The sequence below is a fragment of the Streptomyces albidus (ex Kaewkla and Franco 2022) genome, assembly GCF_013870515.1.
Taxonomy (GTDB): Bacteria; Actinomycetota; Actinomycetes; order Streptomycetales; family Streptomycetaceae; genus Streptomyces; species Streptomyces albidus.
Map to the genome: position 1 here is coordinate 1 of NZ_JACBXA010000132.1, position 16235 is coordinate 16235.

Consider the following 16235-nt stretch of genomic DNA (forward strand, 5'->3'; position numbering starts at 1 on the left):
CACCCTCCGCGACAAGCTCTCCGCCCGCACCGTGGGCATGCGCGCCGCATCCTGGCTCCTCGGGGCCGGGTGGACGACGTGGGCGATGACCACCGGCCCGCTGTCCTGGACCGCCCTCGGCTCCCTCGCCACGTTGGGCGTGGGGATCGGGGCGTCGGCACGGGCGACGCTGCTGCACGAGGAGGCCCGGGAGCTGGAGGCCCTGGCCGCCGCCGAGCGGCAGGTCGCCCGCGAACTGTCCGCCGAACGACGCGCCATCGCCGCGGAGTGGGTGGAGCGCATCCAGCGCGTATGCGGCGTGACGGTGCGGGTGGTGGCGGTGGAGATGTGGCCCACCGGCACCGGCTTCACCCTCGACGCCGAACTCCCCACAGGAGGCGTCACCTACGACAAGATCGCACGAGAGTCCGCACGGCTCTCGGGCGACGCCAAGCTGCCGCACGGCTGCACCGCCTCGGCTTCGCCGGGCATTCACCAGGGCCGCGTCCTCGTGGATGTGACCACCGTGAATGTGCTGGTCGAGGAGCGCACTTACCCCACCGACTACAGCCCCCTGAGCCTGATGTCAGGCCTGCCGTGGGGGCTGCGCACGAACGGCGAGGAAGTGCTGGCCTACCTGCGGGAGCAGTGCGCCCTGGTGGTCGGTCCGACGGGGTCGGGGAAGACGAACATGGTCCACACGATCCTGGCCGGGTTCGCCCGCGCTACGGACGTGCTGACCTGGGTCATCGACCTCAACGCCGGATCCGCCGGCCTGCCCTGGGTCAATCCGGCGCTGAACGACGATGGTTCGTTCGTGGACGGGATGCGGCCGGGCGTGGACTGGCTCGCCTCCACCCACGAGGAAGCGGTGCGCATGCTCGACGCTGCGATCGCCGTGGCAAAGGAGCGCAAGCGCGCCTACCAGGGCCTGCTCAGCAAGGCCAACACGGATCTACTGCCGGTCAGTTCGAGGATCCCGCAGATTGAGCTGGTCATCGACGAGGGTGCGGAGATCCTGGTCAGCAATGACCGGGCCACCCGCAAGCTCGGGGAGAAGATCCTGGAGGTCATTCGCATCGCCCGCGCCATGGGCGTCCGCACCGTCCTCACCGCCCTGGGAGCCACCGGGTCGGTGCTGGGCAACCTGATGATCCGCCGTGAGGGCAAGGTCCGCGTCGCCCTCACGGGCGGGGAGACCGAGGGCATGGACCTGTCCAAGATGTTCCCCGGCACCCGGGGCCTCAAGGTCGACCAAGCCCCCTACAAGGGCGCCGGGTTCATGGGCACTCCCGAATCCCCGGCGGCGCTGTTCAAGGCCTGGCGGATCCTGCCCAACCAGATCCGCGACATCACCGCCGCCACCAGCGACCGGCACCCCAAGCTCGACGCCAAGTCGGCACGCGCCGCCGGGGACGACTACGCCCGACGTTGGGATGCCGAGCGCACCGCATGGATGCGCGACGGCGGTTTCGGCCCGGCCTCTGTCGGGCGGGAGGCGTCGGGCGACGGTGGAGGGCTGAACCTGGCCGCGCTTCGCGAACAGCAGCCGCCCACCGGCGGGCCGGACGACAATGCCCGCCGCGAGTGGGACGAGCTGACCGTGAAGTTCCGCGAGGAGATCGACGCCCAGTTCGGCACCGCACCCGGCGATGAATCGATGCCGGATCAGGCGGCCTCGTCCGGTGGTGGGTTGAACCTGTCCGCCAACGGGGACAACCCCGCCCGCGACGCAGCCCTCGCGCTGCTGCTGGCCGCCGGACCGGACGGCAGCGGTGCCTCCGCGATCGCCCGCGGGCTCGCGGATCAGTACGGCACCACCCGGCAGACCGTCGTCGGCTGGCTCAAGTCCTGGACCGACGACGGCACCGCCGTACGGGTCGGCACCGGCACCAAAGCCCGCTACGTCCACCACCGCCACACACCCCGAAGTGGCGGTCAGGACTGAGTACTTGTCGCTTGTCGCCCACCGCTCCGAGAAGGCCCCTGTGCGGCTCTCAGAGAGCCGGAAACGGGCTTTGACCTGGAAAGCGACAAGCGACAAGACAAGACAAGCGACAAGCCGCACGACAAGCCAGACGACGGGCAGCACCCCCGCGAATCGGGGTGCTGCCCGTCGCTCGTGATGGGAGCAACTTGTGCACGCCGACACCACATACGAGATCACCACCATGACCCGGCGGGCCGATCCGCTGGCCTACCAACCCCCCGCCGGGCGTTCACGGATGCTGCCGGAGGAACTGCCAGCCGGGGTCCAGATGGTCACCCTGCCCGGCGGATACAGCACGCTCGCCTACACCCAACCCGCGGCACAGGCCCCGCCCGTTCAGTCGGTCGCGCAGCCGATCCCGCGGTGGGCGAAGACCACCGCGCTGCTGGCTCCGACGGTCGGTACCGGTGTTGCGGTCGCCGGTGTCGGCCTCTCCTACGCCGCACCGGGACTGATCGCCATGACCGACGCCCTCTGGGCCGCCGTCGCCCTCATCGCCGCCGGCGGCACAGCCGCCGCCGCACTCATCAAACGCTGCCGCCGCCCGGCGCCCGCCCGCATCACTCAACACGTCACCGCCACCGGCCTCTTCGGCCGCGCCAACGGAACCATCAACCAGTAAGGAGCACACGCGTGTCTCGACTGCGCATCCAGTACAGCCCTTGCCGCCCTGGGCTGATCCTCACCGACACCCCGCGGCCGAACTGCTGGGCCTGCCACGGCAACGGTGGCCACGAGCGCGAGTACGGCCACCCCGAGACCGGCGAATACGACGGAAGCGACTGGGAGCCCTGCCCCTGCTGGGATCACCGCCGCGGCTGGACTGTACTGCCCCTGCCCTGGACGCTCCTGCGCCTGCTGCGCCGCAAGCCGCGGGGCGGCTACAGCAGCGAACCGCCCTTCTGAGCACGCCCGGGGGCGACCGCCTCATTCCGCCAAGAACACGCGGTCGCCTCCGGCTCTCCTCATCCCTGCTATGAGACCAAGGAGGTCTCCAGCATGACCCAACCCACCGACATCAGGCGAGCACTGCGCCGTCGTTTGCGGCTGCTGGATACGTATTGCTGCCAGGGCGGGGGCGCCTGGGGCTACGACGCCGCCGGGTTCGAGGTGACCGGCCTCGACAAGGACCCGCAGCCGCGCTATCCGTTCACGTTCGTCCAGGGCGACGCGGTGGAGTTCATCCGTGAGCACGGCGCGGAGTTCGACTTCATCCACGCTTCCTGCCCGTGCCAGCTCGACAGCGACTGCCAGCGCATCCAGGGCAACACCCACCCCGACCTCATCGGGCCCACGCGTGAGGCCCTGGAAGCGACGGGGCGTCCGTGGGTGATCGAGAACGTACGCGGCGCCCTGCCGAAGCTGCGGAATCCGGTGATGCTGTGCGGCGCGATGTTCGGGCTCCGTACGTACCGGCACCGCTACTTCGAGACCGGAGGCGGCTTCGCTCTCACGCCGCCCGCGCATCCCCGGCACTTGGCGCCTCAGGCGAAGATGGGCCGCCCCGTCCCGCCGGGGCACTACGGCCAGTTCGTCGGGAACTTCTCCGGCGTCCCCCTCGCCCGCGAGGTCATGGGCGTGGAGTGGATGAACCGCGACGGCATCCGCGAATGCATCCCGCCCGCCTACAGCCAGTTCATCGGCTCCGCCTTCCTCACCTCCCGGATGGAGGTGGCCGCATGACCGTCAAGACATACCGCCGTCTCTGGTGCGACGAACTCTGCGGCGACTGGGTCGGAGAAGCCGACATGCCCGGCGACACCGCCGAGAACCTCCGGTGGCGCGCCCGCAACCGCGGATGGCACCGCACTCGCGAAGGCAGGGACATCTGCCCCGACTGCTGGAAGGAGGGCCATCGGTGACCAGCATCCTCGATACAGCACTGCACCTGGCTGCCTCGGGCCTGCCGGTGCTGCCGCTGCGAGCGCGGAAGCTGCCGGTGGGCAACTGCTCTGCCTGTGCCAAGTCCAAGTGCGGGGACCGGCCCAACATGCTCCGGGCAGGGCCCTGCCGCTGTCCGGCGCCGTGCCACGCCTGGGCCGCGGCCACCACCGACCTCGCTGTGCTCAACTCCCGCCCCTGGGCGGGGGCTTGGGCGCAGGCCACAGCGGTTGCCTACCACCCGGGCGGTGTCGGGCTGACGGTCGTGGACCTGGACGACACAGACGCCATTGCATGGGCTCGTGAGGCTCTGCCGGCCACCAGAACGGTGGCCACCACACGGGGGGAGCACTGGATCTACCTGGGGGCGATGCAGTCCTCGAACGGCGTCCGTCCCGGTGTGGACATCAAGTCCTCGATGTCCTACGCCCGCTGGCTCGGTCCCGGCACCGGCACCATGACGGACCTGCCCGCGAGCGTGCGCGCGCTGGTCGTGAAGACGCCTGCTGCGGTCCGGCCGTCTTCCCTGGCCGTCGCCGTGCCTGTGCTGGCCGGTGGTGGGGAGTGCCCCCACCGCACGCCCGCGTATCTCGAGCGTGGCATTGCCATGGCCGAGGGGCGCATCACCGAAGCGTCCAGCGCGATCCACACGGCGGTCTATCGGACCTTCCTGGCCGTGCTCTCCGCCCATGGCCGTTGCGGCTGCCTCACCGAAAGCCACGTCGCGCGGCTGTTCGCCGCCGCCGGGGCCAAGGGCGAATCCGAGCGGCACTGCACCGACGCGTGGACCAACGCCCGCACCAAGTTGGGAATCTAGCCATGTCCGACGACGAGAAGACGCCAGCCCGCGAGGTCATCACCGACTACGCCCAGGCGCACTTCCGGTACTTCCGTACCGGCGACGGGACCGTATACGCGCAGAAGAACGGCCACCCGGTGGCCCGCCCGATCCGCTCGCAGGGCACCACGGGCAGCCACCGGCAGGAACTCATGGTCGGCCTCTTCCGCGACGGGCGCGGCGTGTTCAACGGCACCGCCCTCAAGGAAGCGCTCGATCTGATCGAAGCTCTCGCGCTGAGCGAGGACGTGCAGTCCGTGAACATCCGCGTGGCTCCCGGTTTCGACGGCGCGACGTGGCTGGACCTGGGCCGCGACGACGGGCAGTCCGTCCGCATCCACCCCACCGGCTGGGAAATCACCGTTCCCGACCCGCGCGAGGTGTGCTGGCGGCGCACCCAGCTGACCGGGGAACTGCCCCTGCCGACGAAGGACACCGACGGGAAGGGCCTCGATCAGCTGCTGCGGCTGTGCAACTTCGCCAACTCGGAGACCGAATGCCTCGCTGTGGCCTGGCTGATCGGCTGCCTCGGACCGTCCGCGCCCGTCCCCGCACCCTTCCTCACCGGCCCACAAGGTGCGGGCAAGTCCTGCGGCGGGCGCATGCTCATCCGGATCATCGAGGGCATGAGCGGCGACCTGCGCCGCGCGCCGAAGGATGAGGAGAACCTGATCGCGGCAGTGGCGGCGGGTTGGGTCACCGCGCTGGACAACCTCTCCCACATGACCCCGGACCTGTCCGACGCGATGTGCTGCATCGTCACCGGCGCCGAGAACGTCAAACGCGCCCTGTGGACCGACGGGGACGTCTTCCGCGTCGGCTACCGACGCCCGATGCTGCTGACCGGCATCGACGTGGGCGTCATCCGCCCCGACCTCGCAGAACGCCTCCTGCCGCTGCGTCTGGAACGCCCCAAGGTGCGACGCACCGAAGCGGAGCTGTGGGCCGAGTATGCGGAGGTGCTGCCCGCCGTCCTCGGCTCTCTCCTGGATCTCACGGTCAAGGTCCGCGCGGCCGAGGCGGAGACACCCACAGATCTGCGCATGGCGGACTTCGCGCACCTGTGCGCGCAGCTCGACGCCGCAACCGGCCTCGGTGCCCTGCGTGCATACCGGGCCAGCCTGGATGACCTCAACGACGACGTGATCGAAGGCGATTTGCTCGCGCAGACCGTCCTCAGGCACGCCGAGAACATCAAGGCCGGATCAGGGCAGCGGATGACCTCTACCGAGTGGCTGCACCTCCTCGGCAGTCTCTACAGCGGCGACGGACTGCGTCCGCTGCCCAGAGGCTGGCCGACCACGGGCAAGGTCCTCTCCGACCGGCTCAAGCGCCTACAGCCGACGCTTGCCGCCCGCGGCGTGCTCATCGACTCCGGCCGCACCAGCGAAGGCCGCTACCTCGAAATGACCCGCATGGAAGCCCCACCACCCCACGAGCAGAAACGGATGTTCTGACCCGCACCACACGGGCGCCGGTACAAGCAAGAAGAGCACCAGTCCGCGCTACGCCGGGGGTGCTCCTCTTGCTGTTCGGCGAAGCCGCCCGGTGGTCGCGCCGCGAAGCGGCTCCCTCTTCACGTCTGAAGCGGCACCGCACGACAACAGACACCACCCCTCTCTTTCGTCCTAAGAGGAGAGACGCTGCGTCATCTGCGTCATGCAAGCCGAGAAACGGCCCCTGACCTGCGACTAGAGGCATGACGCAGACGGCAGCGCCTGCGTCATCCTGCGTCATCTGCGTCACCCGATGACGCAGCCCACGACGCGCCAATGACGCACCCCCAAACGACTCGTCACGCAAAACTGCAGGTCAGAAGCCGGAATGACGCTGATGACGCAATGACGCAGAAATCCGCACCTCGGACAGGCGCGACTGACCACAACCCAGGCGGCCTGAGCCGCGACCCACAGGAATGTGAACCCAACTCCACCCAGAGGGCGGGACGCGCACAGCGTCTCGCCTCTTCTGCGCCCACACCCGACAGGCCCGGCAAGGAGTAAGTCCGTGCACCTCGTCCCGAATCCGCCCCCGCAAGCAATGACTGTCCCCGAAGTCATGACGGCGCTGAAACTCAGCCGCAGCAAGGTCTACGACCTGCTCCGTTCGGGCCAGCTCCGCAGCTTCACCGTTGGCCGCGCCCGCCGAATCCCAGCCGACGAGATCACCCGAGTCATGAGCGAGAACATGCAGGAGGCAGCCTGATGGCCAAGAAGCGCGCCAACGGCGAAGGCACCATCACCAAACGCAAGGACGGCCGATACCAAGCCGCCGCCTACGTCTACCGCCCAGACGGCACTCGAGTCCGCAAGTTCGTCTACGGAAAGAGCCGCGACGAGGTAGCGGACAAGCTCACTGAAATTCAGGAGAAAACCCGGCTGAGGATTCCAGCTGCCACCTCCGCGATGCCGCTCGCGGACTACCTCACCTATTGGCTCGTGGCCGTCGCCTCAGTGCGCCTCAAGCCCTCGACCTTTACGAGCTACGAGATCATGGCCCGGCTCTACATCGCACCAACTCTCGGCCGGAAGAGGCTCAACCGACTGAGCCCGGCAGACGTCCGGCTCTTTCTCGCTCAGTTCAAGAACGACTGCCTCTGCTGTCTCCGTGGGCTCGACGCTGCGCGATCCAATGACGAGCGGGTCTGTTGCGCGAAGAGCAAGTGCTGCCGGCGGCGTCCTTCCGAACGGACCGTCCAGTACGTGCACTCGGTGCTTCGCTCAGCGCTTCAGCAGGCAGTCCGTGAGGAGCTGATCGCGCGCAACGTCGCCCGAATCGTGGATACGCCCACGGTCACCCGACGGGAAGTGCAACCGCTCGATCGCAGCGAAGCCAGGTTGCTGCTGAAAGCCGCACATCCACACCGCCTCTTCGCTTTGTGGCTTCTGCTTGTTTCGACGGGCCTGCGCCGAGGCGAAGTTCTCGCACTGACCTGGGATGACATCGACTTCGAGAGAAAGCAATTCCGGGTGCGACGGAACCTGCAACGCATCAAGCAAGAGCTCGTGTTCGGCACGCCTAAGACGGCCCGCTCGCTGCGCACAATCTCTCTGCCCGAAAGGTGTGTGCGGGAGCTGCGAGCGCACAAGGCAGCACAGCGCGAAGAGCGAGCTGCGGCGGGAGACCGATGGGATCCTCTGAAGCACCAGCCGGCGGGACTGGCCTTCACGACACCTACCGGCCGGCCAACAGATCCCCGGAGCCTGAACCGGATGCTCACGGTCCTGTGCCGGAGCGCGAACGTACGCAGAGTGCGGGTGCACGACCTCCGGCACACATGCGCGTCCCTGTTGCTTGAGCAGGGAGTCGACGCCCGGACCATCATGGAGACGCTCGGGCACAGCACCATCTCGATGACGCTTGACACGTACGCGCACGTGATGGACTCGACCCTCAGGGCCGCCGCTGAGCGGATGGACGACGCTCTCGGATCAGATGGGGAGGAGGGCGGCGACGGCGCCGCGGGTGCTCTGCCGACCGTCTGAGCGTGACGTTGATGTCACCGGCTGATGTCAAAAGCCCTCTGCGATGTACGCAGAGGGCTTTTGACCAGTGTCGGGACGGCGGGATTTGAACCCACGACCCCTTGACCCCCAGTCAAGTGCGCTACCAAACTGCGCCACGTCCCGGTGCCCGTCGGCGTGGGCCTCTGCCCTTGCCGTTCGCGCACAAGGAACAATACATGACGCCTGGTGGTGCTCGCGCACCCCTTCTCGGGGCTGTGCGAGGCGGGTGGCCTGGGTTTGGGCCCCGGGGCCGTGGGAACTGCGAGCAGGGCCCACGAAGGTCCCGAGGTCTGGAGCCCTGACCGTGAGCCGGTCGCGCATTGTCATCGTCGGAGCGGGATTCGCCGGATATCAGGCGGCTCGGACGCTCTCCCGTAGGTTCCGCGGCGCAGCGGAGATCGTCCTGGTGAATCCGAACGACTACTTTCTGTATCTGCCGCTGCTGCCCGAGGTGTCCGCCGGTGTCCTGGAGCCGAGGCGCGTCTCCGTATCGCTGGCAGGGACGCTGCGCGGGGTGCGGTTGGTGCTCGGCGAAGTCGACGGCGTCGACCTGGAGTCGAGGAAGATCACGTACGTCGACCCTGAGGGCGGATCAGGGGAGCTGCGTTACGACCGTCTCGTACTGACCGTGGGCAGCGTGAACAAGCTGCTGCCCATTCCGGGTGTCGCCGAGCACGCGCACGGCTTCCGTGGCATGCCGGAGGCGCTCTACCTCCGGGATCACATGGCCCGGCAGATCGAGATGGCCGCTGCGACCGACGATGAAGCCGAGAGCGACGCGCGCTGCACCTTCGTGGTGGTCGGCGCGGGCTACACCGGGACTGAAGTCGCGGCGCACGGAAAGCTGTTCACCGATGCGCTCGCCAAGCAGCACCGCCGCGCGGGCACCGGTCTGCGCGGTGACAGGGTGCCGCGATGGATGCTGCTGGACATCGCTCCGCGTGTGCTCCCGGAGCTTGACGAGCGGCTGTCCAAGACCGCCCACCGCGTGCTGACCGGGCGTGGTGTGGAAGTGCGCACGGGGACATCGGTGAAGGAGGCCACCAAGGACGGTGTACTCCTGGACGACGGGGACTTCATCCGTACGGAGTCCTTGATCTGGTGTGTGGGTGTGCGGCCCGACCCGCTGGTGGAAGATATCGGACTGCCTTCCGAGAAGGGCCGGTTGGTGGTCGACGAGTACCTGCAGGTGCCGGATCATCCGGAAGTCTTCGCGTGCGGCGACGCCGCAGCGGTTCCGGATCTGACGCGGCCCGGCGAATACACGCCCATGACCGGACAGCACGCGGTGCGGCAGGGGAAGGCAGTCGCGCGCAACGTCGCCGCCTCGTACGGATACGGTCAGCGACGGCCGTACAAGCACCATGACTTGGGCTTCACCGTCGACCTGGGCGGTCTGCAGGCCGCGGCCAACCCGCTGCGGATTCCGCTGTCCGGCCCGGTGGCCAACGCGGTGATGCGCGCTTATCACTTGGCCGCGCTGCCTGGGAACCGCGTGCGGGTCGCCGCCGACTGGCTGCTCGACGCGGTGCTGCCGAGGCAGGCCGTGCAGTTGGGGCTCGTGCGGTCCTGGTCGGTGCCGCTGGAGTCGGCGTCGCCGGAGACGGCGCATCCCGTGCCGGTGCGCTCCTCGAAACCTTCTGACCCGGCCGAGGCCGGCGGAACCAAGAAGCCCACTGAAGAGTGACCGGGTTACTCACAGCCTCTGCTCCATCCACAGAAAGTAGTGGGCGGCTACACACTGTGACGATGTCGGTCTACCTTCTTCATCACGCCCGACGAGAGCCGTCGGGGGTGTCGAAGAAGGAGGCCGAGCATGCACGGGGGACTGCCGATGATCGGGATCAGCGTGCTGGTGTACGGCGCGGTGGGGGCCGTCGTCATAGCGCGTGAGGGGGCACGGCGCCTTCGGCGACGCCGGCAGGGCCATGAGACCGGTGCGGGTGCGAAGCGGGGGGTGGGCGCATGCGCAGCGGCGTCACGGTGATCATTCCGGCACACGACGAGGAAGCGGGGCTGCCCGCCACACTCGAATCGGTTCTCGGGCAGACGATTCCGGCGGAACGGGTCATCGTCGTCGATGACGCCTCCCGTGACCGGACGGGCGAGGTGGCCCGCCGGTACGGCGTCGAAGTGCTGCGTCCGCCTCGGAACCTGGGCAGCAAAGCCCGGGCTCAGAACTACGCGTTGCCTCACTGCACCAGCGAACTGGTGCTGGCGGTCGACGCCGACACCGTCCTGGCGCGGGACTACATCGAGCGGATCACTCCCGCGTTCGACGATCCTGAGGTGGTCGTTGCGGCGGGGAACGTCCAGACGCGCTTCGCCCGGACGGTGTGGGAACGCGGCCGTTCGGTGGAGTACCTCTTCGGATTCCACTGGCACAGGCCCATCCAGCAGCGTGCCGACAGCCCGATGGTGTGCTCCGGTTGCTGTTCGGTCTTCCGCAGAAGGGTGCTGGCGGACTTCGGTGGCTTCCCAGAGCGGACGATCGTGGAGGACATGGACTTCACCTGGTCACAGCAGATCGCCGGGCGGCGGGCGCGCTACGTCAGTGATGCGGTCGCTTGGGCTGCGGATCCGGAGACGTTGCTCTATCTGCGAAAGCAGGTGTGGCGTTGGATGGCGGGCTTCTGTCAGAACGTCCGCATTCACACAGGGCAGTTGATCGTGCGGAAGCCGATGCTCGCCGTGTGGGTGCTGCTGGCTCTGCTGGAGATTCTCACCGCGCCGCTGTGGTGGAGTGCGCCGTTCGTCCTCACGCTCGCCTTGGACCGTCCTGTCCTGCCCACGGTGTCGTGGTGGCTCAGCGCGGAGCTCCTCTTCACGTTGCCGCCACTGGTGTACGCAGCACGCAGGCGCAGACTCTCGCTGAGGGGCGTGCTGTTCAACATCCCCTGCGTCTATCCGGCCAAGCTGGTGAACCTCTGGTACGCGTGGAAAGCTGTCGTCGTGGAGCTCGTTCTCGTGCCGCTCCGGCTCTCCAAGGGGCTGACCGTCTATGAGAAGGGGAGAGGGCCGACGGCTCCCTCGCCCGGCCTGTCGACGAGGGCAAGTCCCGCCTAGTTCAGGCGAGTTCGGTGGAGGGGCGGTCCCGCTCGGCGGTGCGAGAGACGGAGGTGCGGGAGTGGTGCGAGCGGCAGTCCGGCTCTGGCCGCTCGCCGATGATGCCCACGGTGGCCCGCTTCCGGAAAGCGTTCATCGCTCAATGCGGTGATGGCTGCCGGGGTTGGTCTGGCGAGACCTTACGGATCGCTGACACACGGGCTTCGGCAGGAGGTTCGCGACGAATCCAGTCGTAGCGTGGCGTCATGCGTGTACTGGTCACAGGCGGGGCGGGATTCATCGGCTCTCACATCGTCTCCGTGCTGGAGGCGGCCGGGCATGAGCCCGTCGTCCTCGACACGGCAGCGGGAGAGGGGGGATTCAGAGGCGACGTCCGGGATGCCGAGACGGTCGGAAGGGCCCTTGACGGGGTCGATGCCGTCTGTCACCAGGCGGCGATGGTCGGTCTGGGCAAGGGCTTCGAGGATGCCTCCGCCTACGTCGCCAACAACGACCTCGGCACTGCCGTGCTGCTCGAGCAGATGGCCGCGGCAGGAGTGGACAAGCTGGCCCTGGCCGGGTCGATGGTGGTGTACGGAGAGGGCCGGTACAGCTGTCGGGTGCACGGGGTGGTGCGGCCCGGTCCCCGGTCCGTGCCGGACCTGGACAACTTCCGCTTCGAACCGCCCTGTCCGCTCTGCGGCGCAGCGCTGGACTCCGAGCTCGTCGGGGAGGACGCCCCCGTCGACCCTCGGAACGTCTACGCCACGACGAAACTGGCGCAGGAGCACCTGGCGGCCTCCTGGGCGCGTGCCACCGGTGGCCGAGTCATCAGCTTGCGCTATCACAACGTCTACGGCGACGGGATGCCGCGTGACACCCCCTACGCGGGTGTGGCCTCCTTCTTCCGTTCCTCGCTCGAGCGAGGCCTGTCACCTCGTGTCTTCGAGGACGGGGCACAGCGGCGGGACTTCATCCACGTCGACGACGTGGCGAGGGCGAACCTGGTCGCGCTGGACGCTCTGGCAGACCGTCCCGAGGGCGAACTGCGGGCCTACAACACCGGCAGCGGAGTGCCGCACACCGTCGGGGAGATGGCGCATGAACTGGCCGAGGCCTTCGGTGGACCCAAGCCGGTCGTGACGGGGGAGTACCGCCTGGGGGATGTACGCCACATCACCGCTTCCTCCGAGCGCTTCCACCGGGAGCTCGGATGGCGCGCCCGCGTCGGGTTCGCCGACGGCATGGCGCGGTTCGCGAACGACCAACTCGCCCCGGGCGCGGGGACGGCGGAGATGGCGACGCGCTGAACGACGCGCCGGCAGAGATCCAAGCGCAAAGGCCGTGCCCCAGCCCCGAGTCCGGGGCACGGCCCGCGCCACTCGCTGCCGGTCAGTGCGCCCCGGGAAGTGTGACCTCGAACCGGCAGCCTCCCGGCACATTGCGCACTGCCGCCCGCCCCCGGTGGGCCTCGACGATCCCCCGCACGATCGCCAGCCCCAGCCCGGCACCACCCGGCGGTGTACGGGCGTTGGTGCCCCGCCAGCCGGTGTCGAAGACCCGCGGCAGGTCGTCCGCCGGTATGCCGCCGCAGCCGTCGGTGACGCTCAGCACCACTCCGTCGGCCACCTGCCGGGCCCCGACGGCGACGGTGCCGTCGGCCGGCGTGCGATGGATGGCGTTGACCAGAAGGTTCGCTAGTACGCGAGTCATCTCCTTGCCGTCCACCTCCACCGGGACCTGCTCCACGCCGTCGTCGGCCAGCAGCACGCCCCTCTCGGTGGCCAGGGCGTCCGCTCCCGCGATGGCGTCGCTGACAAGGTCGTAGACCGACATCCGGGTGGGTGCGAGGGTCAGCGAACCCGCCTGGATGCGGGAGAGTTCGAAGAGGTCGCCGACCATTCCGGACAGCCGCTCCACTTCGCCGCGTATCTGACGGTGATAGCGCGCCGGGTCCAGCGCTATGCCGTCCTCCAGCGCCTCGGCCATCGCTCGCAGCCCTGCCAGCGGCGAACGCAGGTCGTGCGAGATCCAGGCCACGAGCTCACGCCGCGACGCCTCGAGGGCCCGCTCACGCTCTCGTGAGGCGACGAGTCTGGCGCTGGAATCGGCCAATTGACGGGAGAGGGAGGCCAGTTCGGCGGGCATGGGCGTCGCCGGTTCGACGTAGCCGACGCTTCGGACACCGGGCGGTGCGTCACCGAACTCGGTGTCCACCGCAGCTGCGTCGCCCGCGTCTCCCAGTGCCCGCGCCGCCTGCTCCAACGCGCGATGCCCGCCGATCACCCAGCGGGCGAGCAGAAGTGCGGTCACGGTTGCGGTGACGGCGGCCATCGCGCACACGGTGGTGACCACGCCCAAGTCGTGCTTGTTCAGCAGCATCGCCCAGGCGACCGACAGCGTCCCCGCGAGCATCGAACCGACCGCGACGGCGGTCAGCACCGCCAGCGAGACGGCGACGGAACGGCGTCTCAGAGCCCGCAGTGCGATCAGTCCGGCCAGCCCGACGGCGGCCGCGCCCAGTGCCGCGTAGAGCGCGATGAACAGCAGATCACGCATCACGACCCCCACCACTGTCGTCGAAGCGGTAGCCGACTCCCCACACCGTCATGATCAGACGGGGATGCGCCGGATCGGTCTCGACCTTGTGCCGGAGCCGTCGCACATGAACGGTCACCGTCGACAGGTCGCCGAAGTCCCAGCCCCACACGTCCGTCATCAGCTCCTCGCGCCCGAAGGCCCGCCCCGGATGCCGCAGGAAGTGCGCCAGCAGGTCGAATTCGCGCAGCGTGAGGGCGAGGGGGCCGCGGGCGTCGAAGACGGTACGGGCGTCGGGGTCGAGCGTGATGCCCCCGCCGCTGAGCAGGGGGCCACCCGGAGGCGGCGCTCCCGCCCGGCGCAGCACCGACTCGACGCGCAGGACGAGTTCGCGGGGGCTGAAGGGCTTCGTCACGTAGTCGTCGGCTCCGACCTCGAGGCCGAGGATGCGATCCTCCTCGTCGCCGCGGGCCGTCAGCATCACCACCGGTACGGGCCTCTCCTCGCGCAGCTTCCTGCACACCTGGAGGCCGTCGAGGCCGGGAAGCATCAGATCGAGCACCACGAGATCGGGTGGTGCCGCGTGAGCACGGGCGAGTGCGTCGACGCCGTCGGCGGCGCGGTCGACCACGAAGCCGGACCGGTCGAGATAACCGGCCACGACTTCCGTCACCGTCGGGTCGTCGTCCACGACCAGGACTCTGCGGGGCGGTGGCGACTGCTGCGTTCGCATACGGAGGAGTCTTGCACCGGACCAGGTGGCGGGGCCCTGCCGAGGCCGGGCCAGCGGCCGGATGTCAGTGTTCTGTAAGGTGCGTCGGTCCCTTATGTCCGTTCTGGGTTCGTAGGGTGAGGCAGATGAACAACTCCCCGTCATGGCAGGGGGACCTCGTTCTCCCCTGCCTCAATGAGGCCGAAGCGCTGCCGTGGGTGCTGGAGCGAGTTCCGGCCGGATGGCGCGCGATCGTGGTGGACAACGGTTCGAGCGACGGTTCCGCCGACATCGCCCGGGCGCACGGTGCCACCGTCGTGCACGAGGAACGCCGAGGGTTCGGAGCGGCCTGTCACGCTGGGCTGACGGCCGCCGAGGCTGAGTTCGTGGCCTTCTGTGACTGCGACGCCACGCTCGATCCAGGTGCGCTGACTCGCGTCTCCCACCCCGTTCGTACGGGCTCGGCGGACCTTGTACTGGCGAGGCGACGCCCCACCGCGCGCGGTGCGTGGCCGGTGCACGCCCGGCTGGGCAATCACGCGCTGTCGCGCATGGTCCGGCGCCGGACCGGAGTCCGTCTCCATGACCTGGGGCCGCTGCGCGCCGCACGGCGCACGGCGCTCCTGGACCTCCAGTTGAGCGACCGTCGCAGCGGATACCCCCTGCAGATGGTGGTGCGTGCAGCGGACGCGGGCTGGCGGATCACCGAGACGGAGATCGACTACCTGCCTCGTACGGGGAAGTCCAAGGTGACCGGCACCTGGCTCGGCACGTGGCATGCGGTGCGTGACATGCAGGCGGTGCTTCGATGACGGGCCGCCACACGGGCAGTCCCCTCGGACCGCCCACCGCTGACATGTATCCGCGCCTCGCTGCCTCCCGGGGTGCGGCGCCGGCACCCGGCGCCGCACCCCGGCCGGAGCCGGCATCGTCTCCGACGACGGTGCTCGTGATCGCGAAGGAGCCCGTCCCGGGCCGGGTCAAGACCCGTCTGACGCCGCCCTACCGGCCCGAGGAGGCCGCTCAACTCGCGGAAGCCGCACTGGCGGACACCCTGGACACGGTCCTGCGCGTACCTGCGCACCGGCACGTGCTGGTGCTGGCCGGACGGCCGGGAAGCTGGCTGCCGAACGGCTTCGAAGTGGTGCCGCAGGCCGAGGGCGGCCTGGACATACGGATCGCTGCCGCCTTCGCCCTGTGCGACGGGCCCGCCCTGCTGATCGGCATGGACACCCCGCAGATCACCACAGGCCACCTGTCGCCGGTGACGAGCACCCATGCATGGGACGACTGCGACGCGTGGTTCGGACCGGCTGAGGACGGTGGCTTCTGGGCGCTCGCCATGGCCCGGCCTGACCCCTCTCTGGTGCGCGGGGTGCCGATGTCGACGGACCGTACGGGCAGCGTGCAGCGGCAACGCCTCGTGGACGCGGGCCTGTCCGTACGCGACCTGCCCGTGCTTCGCGACGTGGACACCGCATCCGATGCCGCGCAGATCGCCGCACAGACCCGTGGACGCTTCGCCGCCGTACACGCGAACCTGGCTCGGGCGGTGGCACGGTGAGCGCACCGGCGCTGCCCTGGTGTGCCGACAGGGACCCTTACGCCGACGCGCTCCGGGCCGGCCGCGGGCCGCTCTTCCTGCGCCGTACGGACGGCTGGCTCCTGCCCCTGGAGGTGGAGCGCTGGCTCCGGACCGGCCGCCTGTTCCTTGGCGCTGGTCCCTGCCAGGGCGAAGACCAGAGT

17 protein-coding genes, 1 tRNA gene and 1 pseudogene are annotated in these 16235 nt (G+C 69.1%); 15 read left to right on the forward strand and 4 right to left on the reverse strand.

All coding sequences use genetic code 11. From position 1 onward, the window contains the following. The 9 genes from H5J26_RS19000 to H5J26_RS19040 form a co-directional block, all read left to right on the forward strand. On the forward strand, positions 1–1927 hold a 1927-nt coding region (locus H5J26_RS19000; RefSeq protein ID WP_181767097.1), incomplete at its 5' end, for a hypothetical protein. Positions 1928–2117: 190 nt separating this feature from the next. Continuing rightward, positions 2118–2591, forward strand: a complete 474-nt coding sequence (locus H5J26_RS19005; protein WP_419183821.1) for a hypothetical protein — start codon at positions 2118–2120, stop codon at positions 2589–2591. 11 nt (positions 2592–2602) lie between these two features. Further along, on the forward strand, positions 2603–2875 hold the full coding sequence (locus tag H5J26_RS19010) for a hypothetical protein (protein ID WP_181767098.1): 273 nt from the start codon (positions 2603–2605) through the stop codon (positions 2873–2875). Positions 2876–2968: 93 nt separating this feature from the next. Next, on the forward strand, positions 2969–3652 hold the full coding sequence (locus tag H5J26_RS19015; RefSeq protein WP_181767099.1) for an SAM-dependent methyltransferase: 684 nt from the start codon (positions 2969–2971) through the stop codon (positions 3650–3652). Beyond that, a complete protein-coding gene (locus H5J26_RS19020; RefSeq protein WP_181767100.1) occupies positions 3649–3831 on the forward strand; it encodes a hypothetical protein in 183 nt (60 codons plus the stop codon). Before H5J26_RS19015 ends, H5J26_RS19020 begins: the two co-directional genes overlap by 4 nt. Beyond that, positions 3828–4667 (forward strand): bifunctional DNA primase/polymerase, encoded by an 840-nt coding sequence (locus H5J26_RS19025; protein WP_181767101.1) that lies wholly within the window; start codon positions 3828–3830, stop codon positions 4665–4667. Before H5J26_RS19020 ends, H5J26_RS19025 begins: the two co-directional genes overlap by 4 nt. A 2-nt stretch (positions 4668–4669) precedes the next feature. Beyond that, on the forward strand, positions 4670–6145 hold the full coding sequence (locus tag H5J26_RS19030; protein ID WP_181767102.1) for an ATP-binding protein: 1476 nt from the start codon (positions 4670–4672) through the stop codon (positions 6143–6145). Between the two features lie 583 nt (positions 6146–6728). Beyond that, positions 6729–6893 carry a helix-turn-helix domain-containing protein gene (locus H5J26_RS19035; protein WP_181767110.1) on the forward strand — a complete coding sequence of 55 codons (165 nt, stop codon included), beginning with the start codon at positions 6729–6731 and terminating at the stop codon, positions 6891–6893. Further along, positions 6893–8173 (forward strand): tyrosine-type recombinase/integrase, encoded by a 1281-nt coding sequence (locus tag H5J26_RS19040; RefSeq protein WP_181767103.1) that lies wholly within the window; start codon positions 6893–6895, stop codon positions 8171–8173. Before H5J26_RS19035 ends, H5J26_RS19040 begins: the two co-directional genes overlap by 1 nt. A gap of 70 nt (positions 8174–8243) precedes the next feature. Here H5J26_RS19040 and H5J26_RS19045 read toward each other — a convergent pair. Next, positions 8244–8317: transfer RNA gene (locus tag H5J26_RS19045), tRNA-Pro, on the reverse strand. A gap of 181 nt (positions 8318–8498) precedes the next feature. Between H5J26_RS19045 and H5J26_RS19050 the strand changes: the two genes are divergently transcribed. Next, positions 8499–9881 carry an NAD(P)/FAD-dependent oxidoreductase gene (locus H5J26_RS19050; RefSeq protein ID WP_181767104.1) on the forward strand — a complete coding sequence of 461 codons (1383 nt, stop codon included), beginning with the start codon at positions 8499–8501 and terminating at the stop codon, positions 9879–9881. A 278-nt stretch (positions 9882–10159) separates the two neighbouring features. Next, entirely contained in the window at positions 10160–11260 is a 1101-nt protein-coding gene (locus H5J26_RS19055) for a glycosyltransferase family 2 protein (protein ID WP_181767105.1), read from the forward strand. A gap of 1 nt (position 11261) precedes the next feature. Here H5J26_RS19055 and H5J26_RS32030 read toward each other — a convergent pair whose 3' ends face one another. Next, positions 11262–11396 carry a hypothetical protein gene (locus H5J26_RS32030; protein ID WP_268933112.1) on the reverse strand — a complete coding sequence of 45 codons (135 nt, stop codon included), beginning with the start codon at positions 11394–11396 and terminating at the stop codon, positions 11262–11264. A 109-nt stretch (positions 11397–11505) separates the two neighbouring features. Between H5J26_RS32030 and H5J26_RS19060 the strand changes: the two genes are divergently transcribed. After that, complete coding sequence (locus tag H5J26_RS19060; RefSeq protein ID WP_181767106.1) at positions 11506–12549, forward strand: NAD-dependent epimerase/dehydratase family protein; 1044 nt, start codon at positions 11506–11508, stop codon at positions 12547–12549. 82 nt (positions 12550–12631) lie between these two features. Here the strand turns inward: H5J26_RS19060 and H5J26_RS19065 are convergent, their stop codons facing one another. Both H5J26_RS19065 and H5J26_RS19070 read right to left on the reverse strand, forming a co-directional pair. Then, the gene (locus H5J26_RS19065) at positions 12632–13798 is read right to left on the reverse strand and encodes a sensor histidine kinase (RefSeq protein ID WP_181767111.1); all 1167 of its coding nucleotides are present in this window, start codon (positions 13796–13798) and stop codon (positions 12632–12634) included. Beyond that, positions 13791–14510: a response regulator transcription factor gene (locus H5J26_RS19070; protein ID WP_181767107.1), complete on the reverse strand. Its 720-nt coding sequence runs from the start codon at positions 14508–14510 to the stop codon at positions 13791–13793. The genes H5J26_RS19065 and H5J26_RS19070 overlap by 8 nt, the downstream gene beginning before the upstream one ends. A 125-nt stretch (positions 14511–14635) precedes the next feature. Between H5J26_RS19070 and H5J26_RS19075 the strand changes: the two genes are divergently transcribed. The 3 genes and pseudogenes from H5J26_RS19075 to H5J26_RS31045 form a co-directional block, all read left to right on the forward strand. Next, the gene (locus H5J26_RS19075; protein ID WP_181767108.1) at positions 14636–15301 is read left to right on the forward strand and encodes a glycosyltransferase family 2 protein; all 666 of its coding nucleotides are present in this window, start codon (positions 14636–14638) and stop codon (positions 15299–15301) included. A 131-nt stretch (positions 15302–15432) separates the two neighbouring features. After that, positions 15433–16053, forward strand: coding sequence for a TIGR04282 family arsenosugar biosynthesis glycosyltransferase (locus tag H5J26_RS19080; RefSeq protein ID WP_419183822.1), 621 nt, complete (start codon positions 15433–15435; stop codon positions 16051–16053). Further along, positions 15969–16235 (forward strand): annotated as a pseudogene (locus tag H5J26_RS31045) (hypothetical protein); the annotation flags it as partial. The gene H5J26_RS19080 and the pseudogene H5J26_RS31045, both read left to right, overlap by 85 nt.